The 17,622-nt window shown below is 69.1% G+C and carries 10 protein-coding genes; 3 read left to right on the forward strand and 7 right to left on the reverse strand.

What is annotated here, in order from left to right; all coding sequences use genetic code 11:
• Positions 1 to 361 precede the first annotated feature (361 nt).
• The 6 genes from ACZ7MG_RS15015 to ACZ7MG_RS15040 all read right to left on the reverse strand — a co-directional run bounded on the left by ACZ7MG_RS15015 (position 362) and on the right by ACZ7MG_RS15040 (position 11,043).
• Positions 362 to 556, reverse strand: a complete 195-nt coding sequence (locus ACZ7MG_RS15015; protein ID WP_471380422.1) for a hypothetical protein — start codon at positions 554 to 556, stop codon at positions 362 to 364.
• Positions 556 to 864 (reverse strand): ATP-binding cassette domain-containing protein, encoded by a 309-nt coding sequence (locus ACZ7MG_RS15020; protein WP_471380420.1) that lies wholly within the window; start codon positions 862 to 864, stop codon positions 556 to 558. The genes ACZ7MG_RS15015 and ACZ7MG_RS15020 overlap by 1 nt, the downstream gene beginning before the upstream one ends.
• Before the next feature lie 346 nt (positions 865 to 1,210).
• A complete protein-coding gene (locus tag ACZ7MG_RS15025) occupies positions 1,211 to 4,291 on the reverse strand; it encodes a pPIWI_RE module domain-containing protein (RefSeq protein WP_471380418.1) in 3,081 nt (1,026 codons plus the stop codon).
• A gap of 40 nt (positions 4,292 to 4,331) precedes the next feature.
• The gene (locus tag ACZ7MG_RS15030; RefSeq protein ID WP_471380417.1) at positions 4,332 to 8,123 is read right to left on the reverse strand and encodes a pPIWI_RE_Z domain-containing protein; all 3,792 of its coding nucleotides are present in this window, start codon (positions 8,121 to 8,123) and stop codon (positions 4,332 to 4,334) included.
• Between the two features lie 21 nt (positions 8,124 to 8,144).
• Positions 8,145 to 9,305 carry a pPIWI_RE_Y domain-containing protein gene (locus ACZ7MG_RS15035; RefSeq protein WP_471380416.1) on the reverse strand — a complete coding sequence of 387 codons (1,161 nt, stop codon included), beginning with the start codon at positions 9,303 to 9,305 and terminating at the stop codon, positions 8,145 to 8,147.
• A complete protein-coding gene (locus tag ACZ7MG_RS15040; RefSeq protein ID WP_471380415.1) occupies positions 9,298 to 11,043 on the reverse strand; it encodes a PD-(D/E)XK nuclease family protein in 1,746 nt (581 codons plus the stop codon). The genes ACZ7MG_RS15035 and ACZ7MG_RS15040 overlap by 8 nt, the downstream gene beginning before the upstream one ends.
• 176 nt (positions 11,044 to 11,219) lie before the next feature.
• Here ACZ7MG_RS15040 and ACZ7MG_RS15045 point away from each other — a divergent pair, with 176 nt between their 5' ends.
• A complete protein-coding gene (locus tag ACZ7MG_RS15045; protein ID WP_471380414.1) occupies positions 11,220 to 12,698 on the forward strand; it encodes a serine/threonine-protein kinase in 1,479 nt (492 codons plus the stop codon).
• 12 nt (positions 12,699 to 12,710) lie between these two features.
• Here ACZ7MG_RS15045 and ACZ7MG_RS15050 read toward each other — a convergent pair whose 3' ends face one another.
• The gene (locus ACZ7MG_RS15050) at positions 12,711 to 14,792 is read right to left on the reverse strand and encodes an N-6 DNA methylase (RefSeq protein WP_471380413.1); all 2,082 of its coding nucleotides are present in this window, start codon (positions 14,790 to 14,792) and stop codon (positions 12,711 to 12,713) included.
• Positions 14,793 to 14,996: 204 nt separating this feature from the next.
• On the opposite strand from ACZ7MG_RS15050, the gene ACZ7MG_RS15055 reads away from it, so the two are divergent.
• Positions 14,997 to 15,938 (forward strand): serine/threonine-protein kinase, encoded by a 942-nt coding sequence (locus ACZ7MG_RS15055; protein ID WP_471380412.1) that lies wholly within the window; start codon positions 14,997 to 14,999, stop codon positions 15,936 to 15,938.
• A gap of 85 nt (positions 15,939 to 16,023) precedes the next feature.
• Positions 16,024 to 17,490 (forward strand): serine/threonine-protein kinase, encoded by a 1,467-nt coding sequence (locus ACZ7MG_RS15060; RefSeq protein ID WP_471380410.1) that lies wholly within the window; start codon positions 16,024 to 16,026, stop codon positions 17,488 to 17,490.
• Positions 17,491 to 17,622 lie beyond the last annotated feature (132 nt).

A 17,622-nucleotide genomic window follows, 5' to 3' on the forward strand; every position in this document is an offset into this window, starting at 1 on the left:
ATGGGGACGGCCTCTGCCCCGGCACGATCACCAGCGGTGACACTATCGGCCGAGCCTTGGGGCGCACACGTCGTTCCCCGTCGTGGGGCCCTGCAGGTGACGGACAAAGACCAAAGGCGGCACTGATGGCGGACCTCGCCCTCGGTGCGGCAGCCTGTCGGGCGCCCACCTCGTGGAGGCACCGGACTCGGTGCGCATAGGGGGCCTTTCGCGGTCCTGGCTTCCGTGCATGTCGTTGCGCCGCGGGGTGGTCCGGCCGGGAGGGGGGCAATGGTCGACCGGACAACCTGGCGTGTGATGGGTAGTCGGGCGGGGGCCAGGAGCTGGGTGGCCGCCAGTTGTGCGTACAGCGGGTCCTCGGTCACCAGTTCCTTGTGGGTGCCGACGGCGCGGACCGGCCGGCGCCCCTGACGACGATCCGGTCGGCGCCGGTCACCGTCGACAGGCGGTGGGCCACCAACAGCACGGTGGTCTCGCAGGCCACCTCCGCAATGACGTCCCGCAGCGCGAGCTCGTTGACGGCGTCGAGCTGCGAGGTCGCCTCGTCCAGGAGCATCAGCCGGGGCCCCGCAGCAGGGCGCGGGCGATGGTGATGCGCTGCCGTTCGCCGCCCGACGGTTTCGAACCGCAGTGTCCGACCAGGGTGTCGAGGCCGTGGGGCAGGCACTCGACGAGGGCATTGAGCCTCGTCCGGGCCAGGACCCTCACGGATGTCGTCGTCCGTCGCGCCGGGCGCCGCGAAGACCAGGTCCTCCCGCAGGATACCTGCCAGCATTCGGCCAGGGACCAGTCCTGGACGTCCTTGCCGTCGACGAGGATCCGGCCGCCGGTGGCCTCGTGGAACCGCTCGATGAGCGCGAACACCGTCGACTTTGCCCGTAGCGGAACGACAACCTTGCAGCGTCTACCGCAACTTGCTCCAAGCCTTTTGACAGCCAATGGGAGCGTCACCCGGAAGGCATCGAGCGAATCCGCCCCGGCTGATCTTCCCCGGGCGGACGAGCCAGGATGGACGCTGGATCTATCCGAGCCACCCTTTGACCTCTTGCGGAACTGGACCGCACCGGCCTGCGACCTGCTAGTCCAGGCCGGGTTGCAGGGGGCGATCAGGGGCAGTCACAGGAAATCGACCCGATTCGACCGAGGTCGAATCGGTCCATCGAGGATCGCCGATTCGTCAAGAATCCGCATGAAGCCGAGTGCCGGAGCCTCAGAACAGCGAAAGTTGATCCTCGGGGTCTGGCTCTCCGGACACGCCGATTGCCTCGTCGCTATCCGGGTCCAAGTCCAGCACGGCCTCAGTGAACACGGTCCGTGCGACCTCGTCCACAGTGTCCTCGGCTTCCTGCTCGTCGGTCGAGTCTCCTTCCGCGAACATGGGAAGCACGTAGGCCTGCGCCAGCCCAGCCAGATGGAGCGGGAGTGGCAAGGACAGCGCGGCCGCGTAGTCGGGGGCTTGCCGCAGCTGGTGCATCGCCAGGGCCAGCGCCTCAGGGTCATCTGGCCTTTGCGACCGGATGCCCGTGTCACCTCCCCGTGGATGACATCCGAGGACTGCGATTTCGACGAGCGTCGGGTTCCACGCGCCCGTGCCCGCCTGGGATGTCAGGTTGCCCGCGGCATTTACGCGAGTGGCGATTCTGTCGAGCGCTGGTGAAATGGCAAACGATCCGGGGCGCTCAGTGGTGCTGTAGAAGATCCGCTCGTCGGTGCATCGCTGCTCGCTGTCATCGAGCGGCTCCTGTGCCCAGAACCCTGCCGGTTGGCCATTGGCCCCGCCAGGGTCCGCCAGCCCCCACCACTGGGCGGTCTCGCGCCCCGTCCGCCCTCGCACTCGTACGAGCCGCAGTTCGTCGTCGAGTCGCCCGGCCGGCGCGTGACCCGGCTTGACCAGGTCACTGACGATCTGGCCGTCCTGAAGCCAGGGCCAGTGCAGTCTGCTGTTCTGGGCATGTGTGATGAGGACTGTCGGAACGCCACGCAAGGAGTGGAGCATGCGCTGCAGAAAACTCGCGGTCTCTCTGCGTTGTTGGGCCAGATTGGCACGCCATGCCTTGGAAGTGACCCGAGCCACGGCCGTGCTCGTGGCGTCGCGCTGTCCGGGGATCACAGGCACCGGCTCCGTGTAGGCCTCCGGATCGATCTCTGCCTTTTTCACGAGGCCGAGAAGAAATTCCGGATAGGAGACCCAGGAACGCGCATCGTCGTCCCAGCCTTCTACGACTGCCAGGCTGTTGTCTTCCGGGTGGGGCGAGACAAGGACGGCCACCGGCACATGCTTCGGGAGTCGGGTGGGCCCGTCCTTGCGCCGCTTGACCATCCAGAGCGCGGCGTAGCGCAGGTCGCCAGGGAGATCGCCACCGAGGGTGTGCTGTGGCAGGACGCGTACCCCGAGCTGGCGGAGTCCGTCCAGCCAGGCGCTGTGCGCGCGGTGCCCAAGGCTGTCGGCGTTTTTGATCTGCCGGTCAGTGGACGGGGTGACAACGAACTGGGTCAGCAGGCCCGCGTCGGCGCACCCGAGCCGGATCGCGAACTTGGGGTCCGTCCCACTCGGGCGGAAGGTGCTTCGATGAGCAATCTCGACAAGAGTCAGGCCAGGGCGAGTTACGTCCGTTCCGTCCTCTTGCAGCCAGTCACGTAGCGCACGGCGGCGCGTCGTCACGGCATCCGCGATCCTGGCCGCCTTGCCCCTGGCTCCGGACGGGAGGTTCAAGGAGTCGGCGAGCCCGTCGACCAGCGGCAGACACCGCAGTCGCAGGTCGAGTTCCGGCGTGCTCCAGTGCAGCACGACAGGGTTCCCCGGCCTCGCCTGATCGAAGTCCTGGTCAGTGGTCTGGACTCCACCGGTGTCGCCGTCCAGACCGAGGGCTTCCATGAAGGCCGCGATCGCCTCACGCCGTACCTCGGCGGTCTGCCACAGCAGGCGCGCTTCGACCACGGGAGGCCCGCCTCGTCCCGTGCCTGCGTGCGCCATGCGGGACACGGCCGCCAGCGCGGCCCGCCGGGCAAGAGCCGCCCGCAGGTCATCTTCCTTCTTCTTCAGGGCATCACCGTTCGACTTCGGCCGACGGTTCGCCGGGGCACCGGTTCCCCGGCCTCGGCCACGCACGAGATCGGGTACGCGCTCCACACCTTCAGGCAGCGCCTGTTCTGCCCACGCGGTGAGCTGAGATCGCTGATGGGACATGAGGCCGGGCCCGACTTCGTGAACGCCCATGCGCGTGCTGTGCACAACCGCAGCCCTTACACCCGGTCCCTCTCCGATCCATGCGGAAGGCTCCGACAACAACTGTGCGGCATCTGGGAAATGACCAGTGACGCTGAGTCGGTGGAGGATGCCTGCGGGGTCGTTCTCGACCCAAGTGAAGGCGTCCGTCGTACGGTCGCGCCGCAGGCGGGCGAGGGCGTGCCGCTCGGTGGCCGGCGCCCCGGGCAGCCAGGGAATCTTCGGCCGGAGGTAGACGGTGGTCGCCTGGCGGTACGACAGGTCGAGCCGCCTGGTGTCCGACCTGGGGTGCGTGGCCCAGCGGCGTACTCCCCAGTGCAGATGGAGCCGGGATCGGGGGGCGAACGGTGTCGTGTGCAGGGAGATGTTGAGGACGATGGAGAACCACCATTCCTTGCGCTTGATCGTCCTGCACAGCGGCTGAGACATCAGCTCTGCGCCCTGGTCGCGCGGCCCCCTGGGCAGCGCCCGGAAGTGAAGTTCCCCCCCTTCGAAGGGGTAGGGGTCGAGCCTGAGGATCCGACGAGCCAGCGCGTCGGTGGCCAGCTGGAACTGCCGGGGCTCCGGAGCGGCCGTTCCACCGTCGGTGGCAGTGGCTCCCAGCTGATCCACTCCAGGAACCGGCTCCCACACCGGCAGGTTCCTTTTCAACTCCGCGCTGCAGCCGAGCAGCTGCGAGCGAAAGGCGGGATCTCCCGCCGCCTCTTTGGGCCCCAGCGTGCGCAACCAGGCATCCAGCAGTTGCCCCAGTGTGTTATCCGGGAGCGGATCAGGTGCGTCGGCGGGCACGTACATCCAGAAGTCCTCCGCGGGCATGGGCCCTTCACCCATGGGCGACCGGGGACGCGGGCGGACGATCACGTCGGGCGCGAGGGTTTGCAGAACACCGTCCAGGCGTCGCGTGGGAATCGTCTTGTGCCACTCCCCCTCTGAACGCCCGTAGTTGTGCAGCTCCAGAAGCCCCTCGTGCCAGTGCTCGGGAAACGGGAGTGCTCGGAAGTCCTCGGTCCACGGCTCCGCGGCATCGGCCAGGTGGTAAGCGGCCCGGCGGATCTCTTTGTACATCGTGGTTCTCCTGTGCAGTGCAGGTCGGATCGGCAGGGGCTCAGTACGTGGTGGGACGAGGCGATCCGAGGGTGCACAACGCCTCGTACAGGGGGCGGTAGAGAAGCCTGACCAGCGAGGGATCGGCCGGGTCCGGGAAGGCGCCGGGATCCACGTCCGGTGCGAAGTAGGGGGCCAATACGTCCCGGAGCCGGACGAGGAGACCTGGGTCGTTGAGCCAGCGCGGGCGCCGGTTCGACGACAAGGCAGGGGCGTGCCTGGCAGCGAGCCGGGGAGCGAAGGCCGCGTCGACGAACACCACCCGTGCGGGCACACCACCACGCACCAGGCGCCCGATCACCTGCCAGATGGTGACGAGCTGATCCCATGCGAACGATTCCTTCTCGGCGTCGGAGAGCACCGAGTAGATGTAGGGCCGTGACAGCAGATGCCGCCACACTCCGCGCGCGGTCGTGCGGAAGGCACCTCCCGCGTCGTTCAGTCCGTCGGCCTTTCCCACCAGTTCGCGGAAGGTACCCTGCGGCAGACCGGGCTGATCTCGCACGAACCGAGCGGCCCAGTCGTTGATGGCGAAGACGGCAAGGGACAGATCGTCGGGGCGAGGGTGCGGGCGGACCAGGAAGAACACCGTCCCGAAGGCGGCTACGCGTTCCTCTCCAGGGCGCTGGGGGACCGTCAGAATGTTGTGCCCACGCTCGACCGCCAGAAGCGGAGCCACCAGGATTTCGGCGTCCGGGTCGTCCGCGAAGGAGGCGAGGTCACCGCGGCGCACGGCACCAGCGCGGAACGTCGACTTGCCGGAAGGAAACTCACCATCGACGGCGCTTTCGAGCTCGGCATCGTCGGCGGCGAGGACCCGCACCCTGCCGTGCCAGCGCGGAATCTCGTCCAGGAGATCCGCCGTCACCGAGGCCTCCCGGTAGCTCCCCACGAGCAGCAGCGCCCGCCGGCGGCGCTCGTCCGGGACCTGCGCGAGTTCCCTCTGCAGCGGGCCGGCGCTGCCGTCACGTCCCGGCCGCGCCAGCTTGTGCACCAGGAGGCGGAGCACATCCTCCCTCTTCTCGGGATCCTGACCCGACAGACGGATCGGGACTCCTGCGTCGTCGTACAGGAACTCGGTGCGGAACTCGGTGTCGCGAATCGAGTCCAGCTCCTTTTGCTGCGGCTTGAGGACAGCCTGTACGGGCGCGAGTACATGAGCGCGAGTGGACGTGCCCGCCCAGCTGGTGCCGGACATCAGCAGTACGTGCGGGCCGGGCACGCCTCGGCTGGGATCGGCGCCGAGCTGGGGCAGGGACAGCAGAAGCTCACGGCCCACGCCGGCACACCGGAAGAAGCGCAGGGTACCGGTGCGCTGACCGTCACGTCCCTGAGAGTTGACCCGCTCGTCCAGCAGGTACTGGAAGCCGAGGACGTTGCCCATCGGCGCTTCGGGAAGCAAGGGCGCGTAGTCAAGCGGAGGACGCCGGGTCAGCTCGTGGCTGGCGGGGTCGAGCCTCAAAGCCGCTTCCACCTGCGGCCACAAAAAAGTCACACGGTCCAGGCGCTGGTGGAGGGCGGCAAGAATGAGTGAGAACTCCAGTCGCTGGGCGTTGAGTTCGAGCCACTCCTCTGTGAATGGGGTGTCCCCTGAAGCGGCCTCCTCTCCCCTTTGCGGCAAGGGCGTCGCGCGCTGCCGCGGCCCTGGCGCTCCGTCGAGAAGGGTGGCCAACAACGCACGAACACGCCTGCGCGTCTGCTTTTCGTTGAGGGTGTGCAGGAGGTCTTGAGCGAGGCGGACCAACGCGTCGGTGGCAGTCCCATAAGCCCCGCGGTCGCCGAGCGGATCGTCACGGAAGGCGTCGAACAGATCGTTCACCGCTTTGCGGCGAGCCGCCCAGGGCACGGAGGCGGTGGCGGCGGCGTGAGAAGCCCCTGCACCCAGACCTTCCTCGTCCTCGTAAAGCTCGGCTTCGTCCTCCACGTCTGCACCGGCCGCGTCGCCCTGACCGGTGTGGAGTTCGCCGTCCGGGCCGGCAGGAAGGGGGCGCAGTGGATACCAGGCGTGCAGCAGCTTTTCCTGAAGCGTCCACGCACTGAAGTAGTCGATCTGCACCCAGTCCCTCAGGTCCTTGTTCCCGATGAGCATGGCGTAGAGCCGGTCGGCGGCGGAGCCGACCACGTCCAGGGCCGCGGACCAGCGTTCGACATCCTGGTCGGACAGCTGCAACCTGCCCTGGCCGGACAGCTCCGCGATCTCGTGCGTCTGGAGCTGGTCGAGCCACGATTCGGGTCCGGTGGTCACCAGGGTGGCGGAGGGTGCGAACATCTGGTCGAGTTGCATCTGGACCCGGTCGGCTTCGTCGACGACCACGATGTCGCTGCGCAGACAGGCGAGTTCCAGGTAGCGCAGGCGCTCGGCGTTGAGCTGGCGCGGCACCGCCGTCTGGACCAGGCTCGCCGGGTTGGCCACCCAGATGAGCGCGTCCACGAGCTTGCGAGCCGCGGAGTGCCGCGGGCAGGCGGTCCAGAGCGGGCAGGCATGGGGGTTCCGCAGCTCTTCGGTGTCGGACAGCTCAACGCTCGGACTGTCGGCCTGCGCGCCACGGGCCTGCTTCAGTTCCCGGGTGACTTGTGCGGCGGCGGGTTCTTCGGCGCTGGCCCGGCGGCGCACCGGATGGAGGCCGCCGCAGGGCGCGTCGGCGAAGCGAAGAGGTTCGGCCGTGTCCAGGCCGCGCAGCGCGTCCAGGGGACAGGCCGTACTGAGGTGGGAGAAGGCCTGGCTGGTGTGGGCCAGCAGGGAGTGCGCTCCTCGTGCGGCGAGTCGACGGTGCAGACGCTGGGTGTGCTGCTGCCGAGTCGTACCGCCCTGCACCATCGAAGCACGCAGTCCAAGGCCTCGGAACAGCTCGGTCAGCGTGAGCTGCTCGGCGACGTCACCGACGACCAGCGTGGTGCGGAGGTGCTTCTTGTGAGCCCAGACGGCCAGCAGCGTCATCAGGGTGGACTTTCCGGCACCCACCATGCCCACCAGATGTGTCAGTTGGTCGAGTGGCAGTGCACATGCCTTCTCGAAGGCCGCCCCCTCCGCAGTACGCGTGTCGAGCTCCAGCTTGGTCAGCCGCTCCGCCCAGTTGCCGGGCTTGAGTCCACGGCGGTCCTCCTCCTCGTCCATCCACTTGGCGGTGTCCGCGAGTTCGGCGAGCGGAACGGTGAGCGGAACGCCCGATGCGATGACAGCGTTTTCCCCGTCCGGCCCGCCCGGTCGGCCCGCTCCGTCGGCACCCGGGCGCCCCGCAGCGAGGTCGTGGCCGCGTGCGGGTTCTCGAACCAGCTCGGCCGGCACCGTGACGGAGGCGTGCCGGCGGCGCTCCATGAACCGATGGGTTCCTTCGCCGGCCTGCGGGAGCGGATTCGTCGCGAAGTCCGGGATTTTACCGAGCGCAGCGTCGTACACGGCGAAGCGGTGCGCGGCCACTGGCGGACTGACGCGTCGGGCAGGGGCGCGGCCCGACGGAACGCGGTAGGCGCGGAGCCGCTCGGGCAGGTCGAGATACGCCTCCACGCTCTGCTCCCACATACGTCGTCGGCGCAGCGGCCACAGCAGGTGCCGCGCGGCAGTCAGCGCGAGCTGGTCGGCGGGGCCGGTGGCGAGGCCGGACGCCTGGGCGAACGGATACCCGCCCAGGAGCACCCACACCCCGTCGGCAGCACGGCCGGCGTCCAGTCTTTCGAGAAGCCGTAGGCCGAGTTCGACCTGGCAGAGCAGCGCGGGCTTCGTGGCCGCATGCTCTTGGGGCCAGGGCCTGAGGTCTTCGGCAAGCTGCCGGTACCAGCTGCTGCGATCACGCATGGTCGGCTCCGTTCCTGGTCGTCACGAGCGGTGTGAGATGCGGGTTTCCGGCCCGTCTTCGCCGCGCAGCCGCGCGCGTGCGGCCTTCTTCAGCTGGTCGTCCGTCAGCAGTCGAAGACCGTCGGCGTGTGCGGGGCGCTCATGCGCGAACCGGTCGAGGTAGTCACGGCGCGCCTGCACCCGAAAGCGCGGTACCACCCAGCAGGCCTCGTCGTAGGGCGGATCGGGCCGCACCGCCTCGGCGGCCCTGCCGAGGAACCCGGGATGGGCCCAGTCCTTGACGTCGACCGCCCAGACGTGGCCGTCGGGGAAGGTGACCCTGAGGTCGTAGGCGTCGTAGCCGGGCCACATCTCGACCGCGAGCCCCAGGCCACGCAGGTCACGCTCAAGAGCGGCCTCCGCTCTCCCGGGCCCCGTGACGAACTGACGGAGCGGACGTCGAAGTTGGCGAATCTCCCCTACCTCGGCGCCTGCCAGCAGCCGGCCGTGCGGTGGCGGCCCCTGGTATCGGCATTGGTCCCGTTCGCACCACCAACCGCCGTCAGCCAGCGGGGTGAGCAGCGTCAGGCACCGTCCGCAGGCGAGGCAGGCGCCGTCCCTGCGATTGCTGACCGGGGCGGGTGCGTAGATCTCCTCGATCAGGAAGCGGACCGGATCGAGGTAGAGATCACTGCTGATCTCGGCCCATTCCGCCTCGGTCAGCACAGGGCGCATGACGAGCAGCCGGCGGAACGCGGTGTAGGACTCGGGGGACGACGCGTCGCGACAGGCGCGCATGGCCTCGTGGATCACCAGCCGGTCGTACTGCCGTCCCGTGCTGTCTCCGAGTCCCTTGACGGCCAGTTCGTGACAGAGCTGCGTCGGCTCGCCGGAATCCGCGTCGATCAGTCGGTCCGCGGTGGTGAACAGCCCGTCCGGCAACCGGTCGAGCGGCCAGCTGCCCAGGGGGCGTGTGCGAGACCAACGGATCAACTCGGGCAGCCCGGACGGCGGCCGTGCCTCCGTCCGCAGGCAGGCGAGCACCAACGCGTCCAGAGCCCTCTGGGCCTCGGCGGGGTAGGGCAGCGTGAACGCGTCGAGCCGTCCGACCCCGTCGAGCCGTACGACGGCGGTGGCGATGTCGCGTAGCAGCACGACGTCGGGGTTCGCCAGCCAGTCCGGTACGGGCGAGGGGTCAGACACCGCATTTCCTTTGATCGGTTTCCGGCGCCGGTGCGGGGGCACTGGAGGTCGGCGGATGGTCGGCCACGTACGCGGTGCCCGGTCTGCACCAGGTCCGGGCCTGGCAGCTGTGACAGTGCCGACCGGTCCTCGGTTCGTACGACGTGTCGCTCAGGAGCGGCTGCGCGAGCTCGGCGATGACCTCACGGGCCTCGGCGACGCTCTCGGGTCGGCTCGGATCGATCCGTTCCAGGAGGCTGGCTCCCCGTTCTTCTCTCAGAAGCTCGAACTCGACCCAGGAACGCCGTGGATCGACGTCCAGCGCACCTGCAGAGAACAGCAGTACGCCCAGGGCCAGTTGGGGATAGGACCGCAGCAGCGAGCGCCCCTCCCACAACGAGCGGGAAGATGTCTTGGTCTCGCGCCAGATCCACCGGCCGCGGTACGAGTACAGCAAGTCGGGTACGGCCAGGACGACGACGTCGACCTCGGGCACATACGCGGTCACCCGGTGCTGGACGAGAACCTTCTCGCTCTTCCCGATCCCGTTCAGCGGACAGAGCGACCGGTGCTCCTCCATCATGCGCACCGCGACGCCCGTGAGCGAAGCGTCCAGATCGAAGCCCGCAGGCATCGAGGACGCGTCGGGCGTCGGCAGGTCGCGGCAGCCCCGGGCCGGGGAAGCCCCATGCCGCTCGTTGAGCAGGGCGTCCACGGCCCGGCCCCGGCGTGCTCCGTCGTTCTCCTGCGTGAGGTCGTCCAGATACAGCTGCCGTACGAGGTGGTACTGGGCGGGGCATTCGCCGTGCAGCCGCAGGTCCCAGGCCGAGACCGAACGCCGGCTGCGCGTCGGCGCCGCAGCAGACGCACCCCACAGGCCAGGAGTGCGGCGAACCGACGAGCACTGGCTGAGCGCCTTGCACTCGACGCAGCTCGCCCCCGGTCGTGTACCGACTCCGGTCGCGACCGCGCGAAAGGCGGGGGCCGCGTCGGCCGCGAATCGCTCACGCACCACGTCCTGGCTCCAGTCGAGCAACGGGGTGACGCCGCCGTCCGCACAGCCGAAGTCGAACACCCGGACGTGGTCCGGCAGTCGGCTGCCAGAACTGGCGGTTTCCGGCGGTTCGGTTCCGCGACGGCGGCGTGGCGTGGGCTCGCCCTGTGCCATGACGTACGCGATGGCCGCCTTCTCCGCGGCGGCCCGGTCGGGCTTCGCTCGGCGGAGTGAGGGGATCCACAGGTCCCGTACGGAACCGTCGGCGGAGGCGTACTGGCGGCCCCAGGCCGTGTGCTCGTACTGCCCCGCTCCTCGCGCGTCCAGGACCTCCCGTCTCTCGGTCCGCACCGTCCAGCTCAGCCGGACCGGCTCGGTCGGGGGGAGCCCGGCCTCCCGTGCCGCCCGCTGCTCCACGCCGCGGGCTGCGACGTACCGCTCGAACACCTCGACGGTCCATGCCGACAGGGCGGGATGAGGAGGCGCGCTGCGACCGCGAACCGGTCCACGGTTCTGGCGCAGTTCATCGAGCACCCGCTGGACTGACCAGCCCTCGTGCTCCCACAGGTCGAGTGCGGCGAAGAGAGGTCCCGGTCCGAAGTCCTCGACGGGAGAGGGACGAAACGGCACGGGCGGATCGGCCACCAGCAGCGGCCGCGCAGCCGTGCGCAGATGTGTGGGGCAAGCCGTCGGGTCAGGGCGGGCCATCCGGGAGCTCACCTTGATCAGCCAGCCGTGACCGGCGGTCCCTGGCGGAGTCTGCATCGTTTCCCCTGGTGAGGGCGGGCATCGGAAGGGATCTACTCGGAAGCGTCGAACACCGAGTACACACCCAGCATGGCACACATCTGTGAACTGAGTCCATGAACGCATCATCATCTTGTTCATTCACGGTACGCTGATGGCCGCCAGACAGTGCAGGCGTACAGAGGGGCGCAGCGATGGACGCGGGTTCACAGGGGATCCGGAAGGGCGAAGTCGTCGGCGGGCGCTACAGGTTGGCCGAGCCGATCGGAAAAGGGGGCATGGCCCAGGTCTGGCGCGCCACCGATCTGGTGACGGGGCGAGACGTCGCTGTCAAGTTCCTGCGCCCCGATTCCGAGGACCTTCAACAGCTCGACACGCACGAGCGGCTGGCCGAGCTCGATATGCTCCGCGCCCGGTTCCGTCGCGAGGGGATCCTTCTGGGCCGCTTGGACCATCCCGGCATCCCCGAGCTGTACGACCAGGGGTCGCACCAGTCCATGCCGTATCTCGTGATGCGTCTCGTGACAGGCGCGACGCTTCACAAGTTCCTCGGCCTGCACGCCCCGCTGCCCCTCAGCGTCGCGGTCGCCGTGGCCGTGTCGACGGCGGACGCCCTGGCCTGCGCCCACATGCTTCCCGTCGTGCACCGGGACCTGAAGCCGCAGAACATCATGATCTCCGAGGAGGGCATCGTGGCCCTTCTGGACTTCGGCATCGCCAAACCGCTGGGCGTCGGCGTCACGCACTACACGAGGCACGGTTCGACGCTCGGCAGTCGCGGCTATCAGGCGCCCGAACAGATCCTGGAGAAGGAGCCCACCACGCGCACGGACATCTACGCCTTCGGTTGCGTGTGCTACGAACTCTTCACCGGCCGACCGCCCTTCACCATGGAAGGGACGAAAGGGCTGATCGAACAACATCTGCACCAGGACGCACTGGCGCCGAGTCTGTATTCCGCCGGCATTCCCGAGGCTCTGGACCGACTGGTGCTCGACATGCTGGCCAAGGACCCCGAGGAACGCCCCATCATCGATGAAGTCCTCGACGTCCTAAGCCCGTTGGCGCCGCGCCCGGGTGATCCAGAACCGCGGCCCAGGCTGCACCCCGACCCGACCTCACCCCTGCGGCATCCGCAGGACAGACCGTCCGAACAGCGGCCCCGAACGCCCCCCGCGCCCGTCTCCTGCGCGGACGCGGAGTGGCTGGACGCACGAGCCGTCGAGCGGCTCTGCGACCAGGCCGAGCGCGAGATCCTGGAAGGCGATCCGGACGAAACGGTCCGCCACCTCGCAGAGCTCGCCGACCGAGCGCGCACCGAGTGGGGGTCGCGGCGTCCCCTGGTTCGCCGGATCTGGGAGCTGGCCGCCGAAGGGCTTCGTCTGACCGGGGACTGCGGTGGCGCGGCCCGGCTCTACCAGGACATCAGCGAGGAGCTCGTCCACGGTGAGGGTCTCCAGGAGCGTGCGGATCGCGCGGTGCTCCGGCTTCGCGTCGCGGAGTGCCGCCTCGCGTTCGGCGAGATCGAGGCGGCGATCCGGGCCATCGAGGAGGCCGGGCGCACTGCTGCCGGACTCCCCGCGCTCCTGGCCGCCCGCGTGGAAGAGGTCCGACGTGAGGTGGACCTGGACGTCACCGAGCGGCTCGCGGACCCCGGCACAGCTCAGGTGTGAGAGCGCCCGCTCTCACACCTTGCCGGACAGACGTCCCGCAGCCAGCTCGTCACTGAGGTCACGCACCAGACCGGCTCCGAGGAGGCTCAGCCGTGTGACGAGCTTCTCGAACGCAGCCACCTGCCGGAACGCCTCGCTGTACTGCTGCTGCTCCGCCAGCGGGACCTGTCGCACCTGAAGCTTGCGTACGTCCACACGCGAGGAGCTCGACGCATGGGTACCGGCCTGACGAGCGTTGGCGGGAGCGCGCAGGGAGCCGGCCAGGAACCAGGCGTCCAGTTGGTCCGGATGCACGCGCAGCGCGTGCAACTGCGGCCCGAGAGCCATCGGCCGGCCTTGGTGCACCCAGGCGGAGAACGCACGCGCCACGCCCGCGACCACGACATCTCCCGATTTGGCCATGACGGCTCCCGCGGCGTCTGCGTCGGCCGTCGACAGCCAGGTCCGGGGCTCGCCGTCCAGGAGCAGGTCGGGGATGGTGAGCAGGGAGACACCGCTGTCGTCGGGCCGCCCCTCGCAGACCGTTCCGTCGGCGGGTTGTTGTCCCGAGCGCAGCGTGAGCGCGCCTGCCCGCGCGAGTTCGCCCACGGTCGTGGTGGGCTGTGCCCCAGCCTCGTCGTCCCACACGTGCAGGGTGGCCAGACGTCCTCCCGTGCCGCCGAGATCCGCGACGAGACGCCCGAACTCGCTCCAGGAGTCCATCAGCCGAGGCCCCTCGCCGAGGGTTCCAGGAGTGACGTGGCGGCCTGGGGTGAGGTCGACCTCGTCGTCGAGGAGGTCGATGACGGGAACGGCGGCGACGCACTCGGGCAGGATCCGCGGCGCCGAGCCCGCATTCGCGACCCCTGCCGCACCGCTCCCGCCGGTCGCCCCGACCGCCGTGACCGCGGACCGGACGAAAGCGCCGAGCGCGTCCCAGTCCGGCATGGAGTCCCGGGCAGAGGCCCGCGGGAAGCGCGAGGCTCCGTCGACGAGCAGCAGTTCGCCCGAGCCCTGTGGGGTCTCATCGGCGGCGGGCATCCGGAGCACCCAGAGCTGCAGGGAGACACTGTGGGGAGGCGCGCTGCCGGCTGGCAGCGCCACGACGGCCCTCAACAACCCGGTACGAAGCAATGACCCCCGAATACGGCGCCCCGCCCTGCGCGTCGCCACTGCGGGCGGGAGCAGGACCACAGCCGTACCTCCGGGACGGAGCCGGGCGAGGCAGTGCTGGACCCAGGCGAGCTCCGGCTCGGTGCGCGGAGGCATGCCATGCGCCCACCGCGCGTCCGTGGCGAGTTCTTCGTAGCCCCAGTCACGCTCGTTGAAGGGCGGATTGCACAGCACGAGATCCGCTCGTACGGCGGCGAAGGGGTCGGTGCGCAGTGAGTCGCCGACCTCCACTCGCGCGGTCACATCGGTCCCTGCGGGTCGCGGCGTCAGCGCCAGACGGGCGTCCGCGAGAGCGGCGAGTACCGGATCGCTGTCACAACCCGTCAGTGCGGCCGACGAGCCGACCGCGCCGACCGCGGCCAGTAGATGCCCTGTCCCGCAGGCAGGGTCGAGAACAGTGAGGACGCGGCCGTCCTCTCCAGCGGGCCTGGCCCTGACCCGGAGTGCGAGGTCAGCCATGAGCGCGGCAAGCGGTTCAGGGGTCGTGCTGATCTGGCGCACGTTGACATCCAGCCAGCGCCCCAGCAGGAACTCGAAGGTCTCGGCCGGGCCTTCGCGCTGTCCGAGCTCCAGCGTCTGCGCGACGAGTTCCCGCGCCCGTTCCGACAGGCCGGTCAGATCATCAGGTGCCTCGCGCTCTACCGGCGGCCGACTCATCAACCGCCCGGCGGTGGCGATCGCCAGCCCCGTCTCGTCCCGGCTGCCGAGCGCCTCGAACTGAGGCCACAGCCAGTCACGGCCCGCGGCGTTCCTGAGCTTGTTGTTGTCGCGCAGCCACGCTTCGATCTCGGTCAGGGAGAACTGTGGGCTCACGTCCGTGCCGCCGATCCGCTGCGGAAAGGACTCGTGCCGTCGGCGCCAGTTGCTCACCGCGGCTCGCCCTACTCCGGCGAGACGCGCGATTTCGGCCAAGGTCACCGGTACGGCGCGTGACGACGTCATCAGATCTCCCAGGCGATACGGATCGAGAGTGGAATCCCAGCTCTCCAGCTGCACATGAAACAAGCCACACAGTCCCGCCCTGGAAACCACCCTACTACGACCGTTGACTTTGTTCACAGACCCCAATCGCGGAGAAACCGCACATCGTTTGGGCCTACGATCACTTCCGCACGCTCCGGCTGACCATGCCCGGGAGGGAAGATCATGGACCCCGTCCGCGAAGGAACCGTACTCGGAGAGCGTTACAGGCTGGAGCATCCGCTGGGCCGAGGAAGCATGGGGCGCGTCTGGTACGGCCGCGACCTGCACCTCGGTCGGCCGGTCGCCGTCAAGACGGTGATCACGGACGCGGCCGTGCTCGCGGACTCACGAGAGCACGACCGTCTCCAGCAGCGCTTCGCACGCGAGGCACGAGCCGCGGCCACGCTGGACTGCTCCAACGTGGCGACCGTCTACGACGCCGACATCACGGGCGACCTGCGCTGGCTCGTGATGCAGCTGGTCGAGGGGGAAACACTCGGTACGGTCCTGGGTGAGCGGGAACGGCTCGACGTGGCCTCTGCCTCCGCCGTGGTGGCGCAGATCTGCTCGGGACTCACCGCTGCCCACGCTGCGGGACTCATCCACCGGGACCTCAAACCGGAGAACGTGATGATCCGCCGCGACGGCGTGGTGAAGATCCTCGACTTCGGTCTGGTGAAGCTGGCAGCGGACGACGGCCCCGCGCTGACCACGACGGGCCAGCGCCTAGGCAACCTCCTCTATGCCTCACCCGAGCTGCTCTCCGGGTCTCCCGCTCCGGACACCCGCAGCGATCTCTACAGCGTCGGTTGCCTGCTGCACCACCTCCTGGCCGGCACCCCGCCGTTCCCCTCGGAGAACCCCATGGCGCTCCTGAACGGCCATCTGCAGGGTCGCCCGCCGACCTTCACCGAGCAGGGCGTGGACGTACCGGACGGAATTCAGGCACTGGTGTCGTCGCTGCTGGCCAAGGACCGCGAGGACCGCCCGGCCCGCGCGGCGGACGTCTACGGCGCGCTCGGCCCTTGGCTGCCCACCCCGTCCCCCGCCGCAGACCTGCGCCGATTCGCCCCGGAGGACCCTCGGCGCCCGTTCGTACTGCCCCAGGGCCCGTACCCCACGTGATCGACCCGTCACAGCACGGGCGAGAATGGGTGAACAGGAAACTGGTCGGGCGCGTCGGGACGTCCGTGGGACCCGGGGGTTGGGTGTGACAGGCACGTTCGAACAGCGCTACGAACTACAGCACCGCCTGGGCCAGGGCGGAATGGGTGAGGTCTGGGCCGCGAGGGACCTCCAGCTCAACCGGGTGGTAGCGGTCAAGTTCCTCAGCTCCCGGAGCGAGGGCGCGGATCTGCGGCGTCTGGAGCGGCGCTTCCAGCGGGAAGCCCTGCTCACCGCCCGGATCGGCCATCCCAGCGTGCCGACGGTCCACGAAACCGGTCGCCGCGAGGACAACGGCCTGTTCATCGTCATGGAGCTGGTGAAAGGCAGAACCCTGTCCGCGATGCTCAGAGAACGCGGACCGTTCCCGATCCGGCTTGCCGCAGCGGTCGCCACCCAGACCGCGGACGTGCTGGCGCACGCCCACCGCATCCATGTGATCCACCGTGACCTGAAGCCGTCGAATATCATGCTCACCGACAACGGCACGGTGAAGGTGCTGGACTTCGGAGTCGCCGCCGCGCTGAAGCCCGACGGCGCCCAGTCCCGTCTCACCAAGGCGAACGAGATGCCGGGCACGCCGGGATTCATCTCGCCGGAGCAGGGGGACGGCGGAGACGTCACGGCGCTGAGCGACCTGTACGCGCTCGGCTGCGTGCTGTACGAGATCACGGCGGGGAGGCCGCCGTTCGAGATCGCACGCAACGCTTCGCCTCTCTTCCTCATCTACCAGCACGTCCACGAGAAGCCACCCCCGGTGACCGGCCACCGCAGCGACCTGCCGCCCGCGTTCGCCGACCTCATCATGCGACTGCTGGCCAAGGACCCCACAGAGCGCCCTTCGGCTCAGGAGGTCCAGCACGTCGCCCAGACCTGCCTCCAGCCCCCGTCGGCCGTCCCCGGCCCGCGTTCGTCCCGGCCCGGCCCGCCGCCCGGCTCCGGCGATGCGCCCCACCAGCCCCCCTCCTCGCTCACCGAGGAGATCCGCGGGCTGGCGGATCGGGGCGAGCACGCGAGCGCTGCGGCACTCCTCGAGAGCCACCTGCGCGATAGTCGCCGTCCCCTCGACGACGCGGACCTGATCCCGCTTCGCCTCATGCTCTGCGAGCTGTGGGTCGGCTCGGAGGACTTCACGCGCGCCTACGACGGCTACTTCGCCCTCGGAGGTGCGCTGCGCAGGCACCGCCCGAAGACGGACCGTGACGTGCTTGCATGCCGCGCCGGTGTCGCCCGCTGCCTGGCCGAGCTCGGCCAGACGCCGGAAGCGCTGCATGAGTTCGAGGCGCTGCTCCCGGTTCAGCAGCACGTGTTCGGAGCCGTGGACCGTACGGTCTTCGACGTCAGGTACGAGATCGCCGCGCTGACCGCACGCGGGGGCCGCGTCGAGGCGGCCCACGATCAGCTCGGCGGCCTGGTGGCCGACCAGAAGCGCATCCTGCCAGCCGGAGACGAGCGGCACGCGCGAGCCGAGGCTCTCCTGGGGCGCCTCGATCGCTTACTGAAGACCACTTAGCAAGCAGCACGCTGTGAACTATGTTCACAACATAACTTCTTTGCTAGTGTCCCTGCACGGCAGGATCCCACCGCATGTCCCGTATTGCGTAGGGTCAATGCCGTATGCCAAGTGCATACGAGCCACGAAGGA

Source organism: Streptomyces sp. NPDC107538, from assembly GCF_055657445.1.

Excerpts from the sequence above, each read along its gene's own strand:
- ACZ7MG_RS15025 (WP_471380418.1), bottom strand. The coding sequence starts at position 4,291 with ATGTACAAAGAGATCCGCCGGGCCGCTTACCACCTGGCCGATGCCGCG.
- ACZ7MG_RS15015 (WP_471380422.1), bottom strand. The coding sequence starts at position 556 with ATGCTCCTGGACGAGGCGACCTCGCAGCTCGACGCCGTCAACGAGCTC.
- ACZ7MG_RS15030 (WP_471380417.1), bottom strand. The coding sequence starts at position 8,123 with ATGCGTGATCGCAGCAGCTGGTACCGGCAGCTTGCCGAAGACCTCAGG.
- ACZ7MG_RS15055 (WP_471380412.1), top strand. The coding sequence starts at position 14,997 with ATGGACCCCGTCCGCGAAGGAACCGTACTCGGAGAGCGTTACAGGCTG.
- ACZ7MG_RS15045 (WP_471380414.1), top strand. The coding sequence starts at position 11,220 with ATGGACGCGGGTTCACAGGGGATCCGGAAGGGCGAAGTCGTCGGCGGG.
- ACZ7MG_RS15040 (WP_471380415.1), bottom strand. The coding sequence starts at position 11,043 with ATGCAGACTCCGCCAGGGACCGCCGGTCACGGCTGGCTGATCAAGGTG.
- ACZ7MG_RS15050 (WP_471380413.1), bottom strand. The coding sequence starts at position 14,792 with ATGACGTCGTCACGCGCCGTACCGGTGACCTTGGCCGAAATCGCGCGT.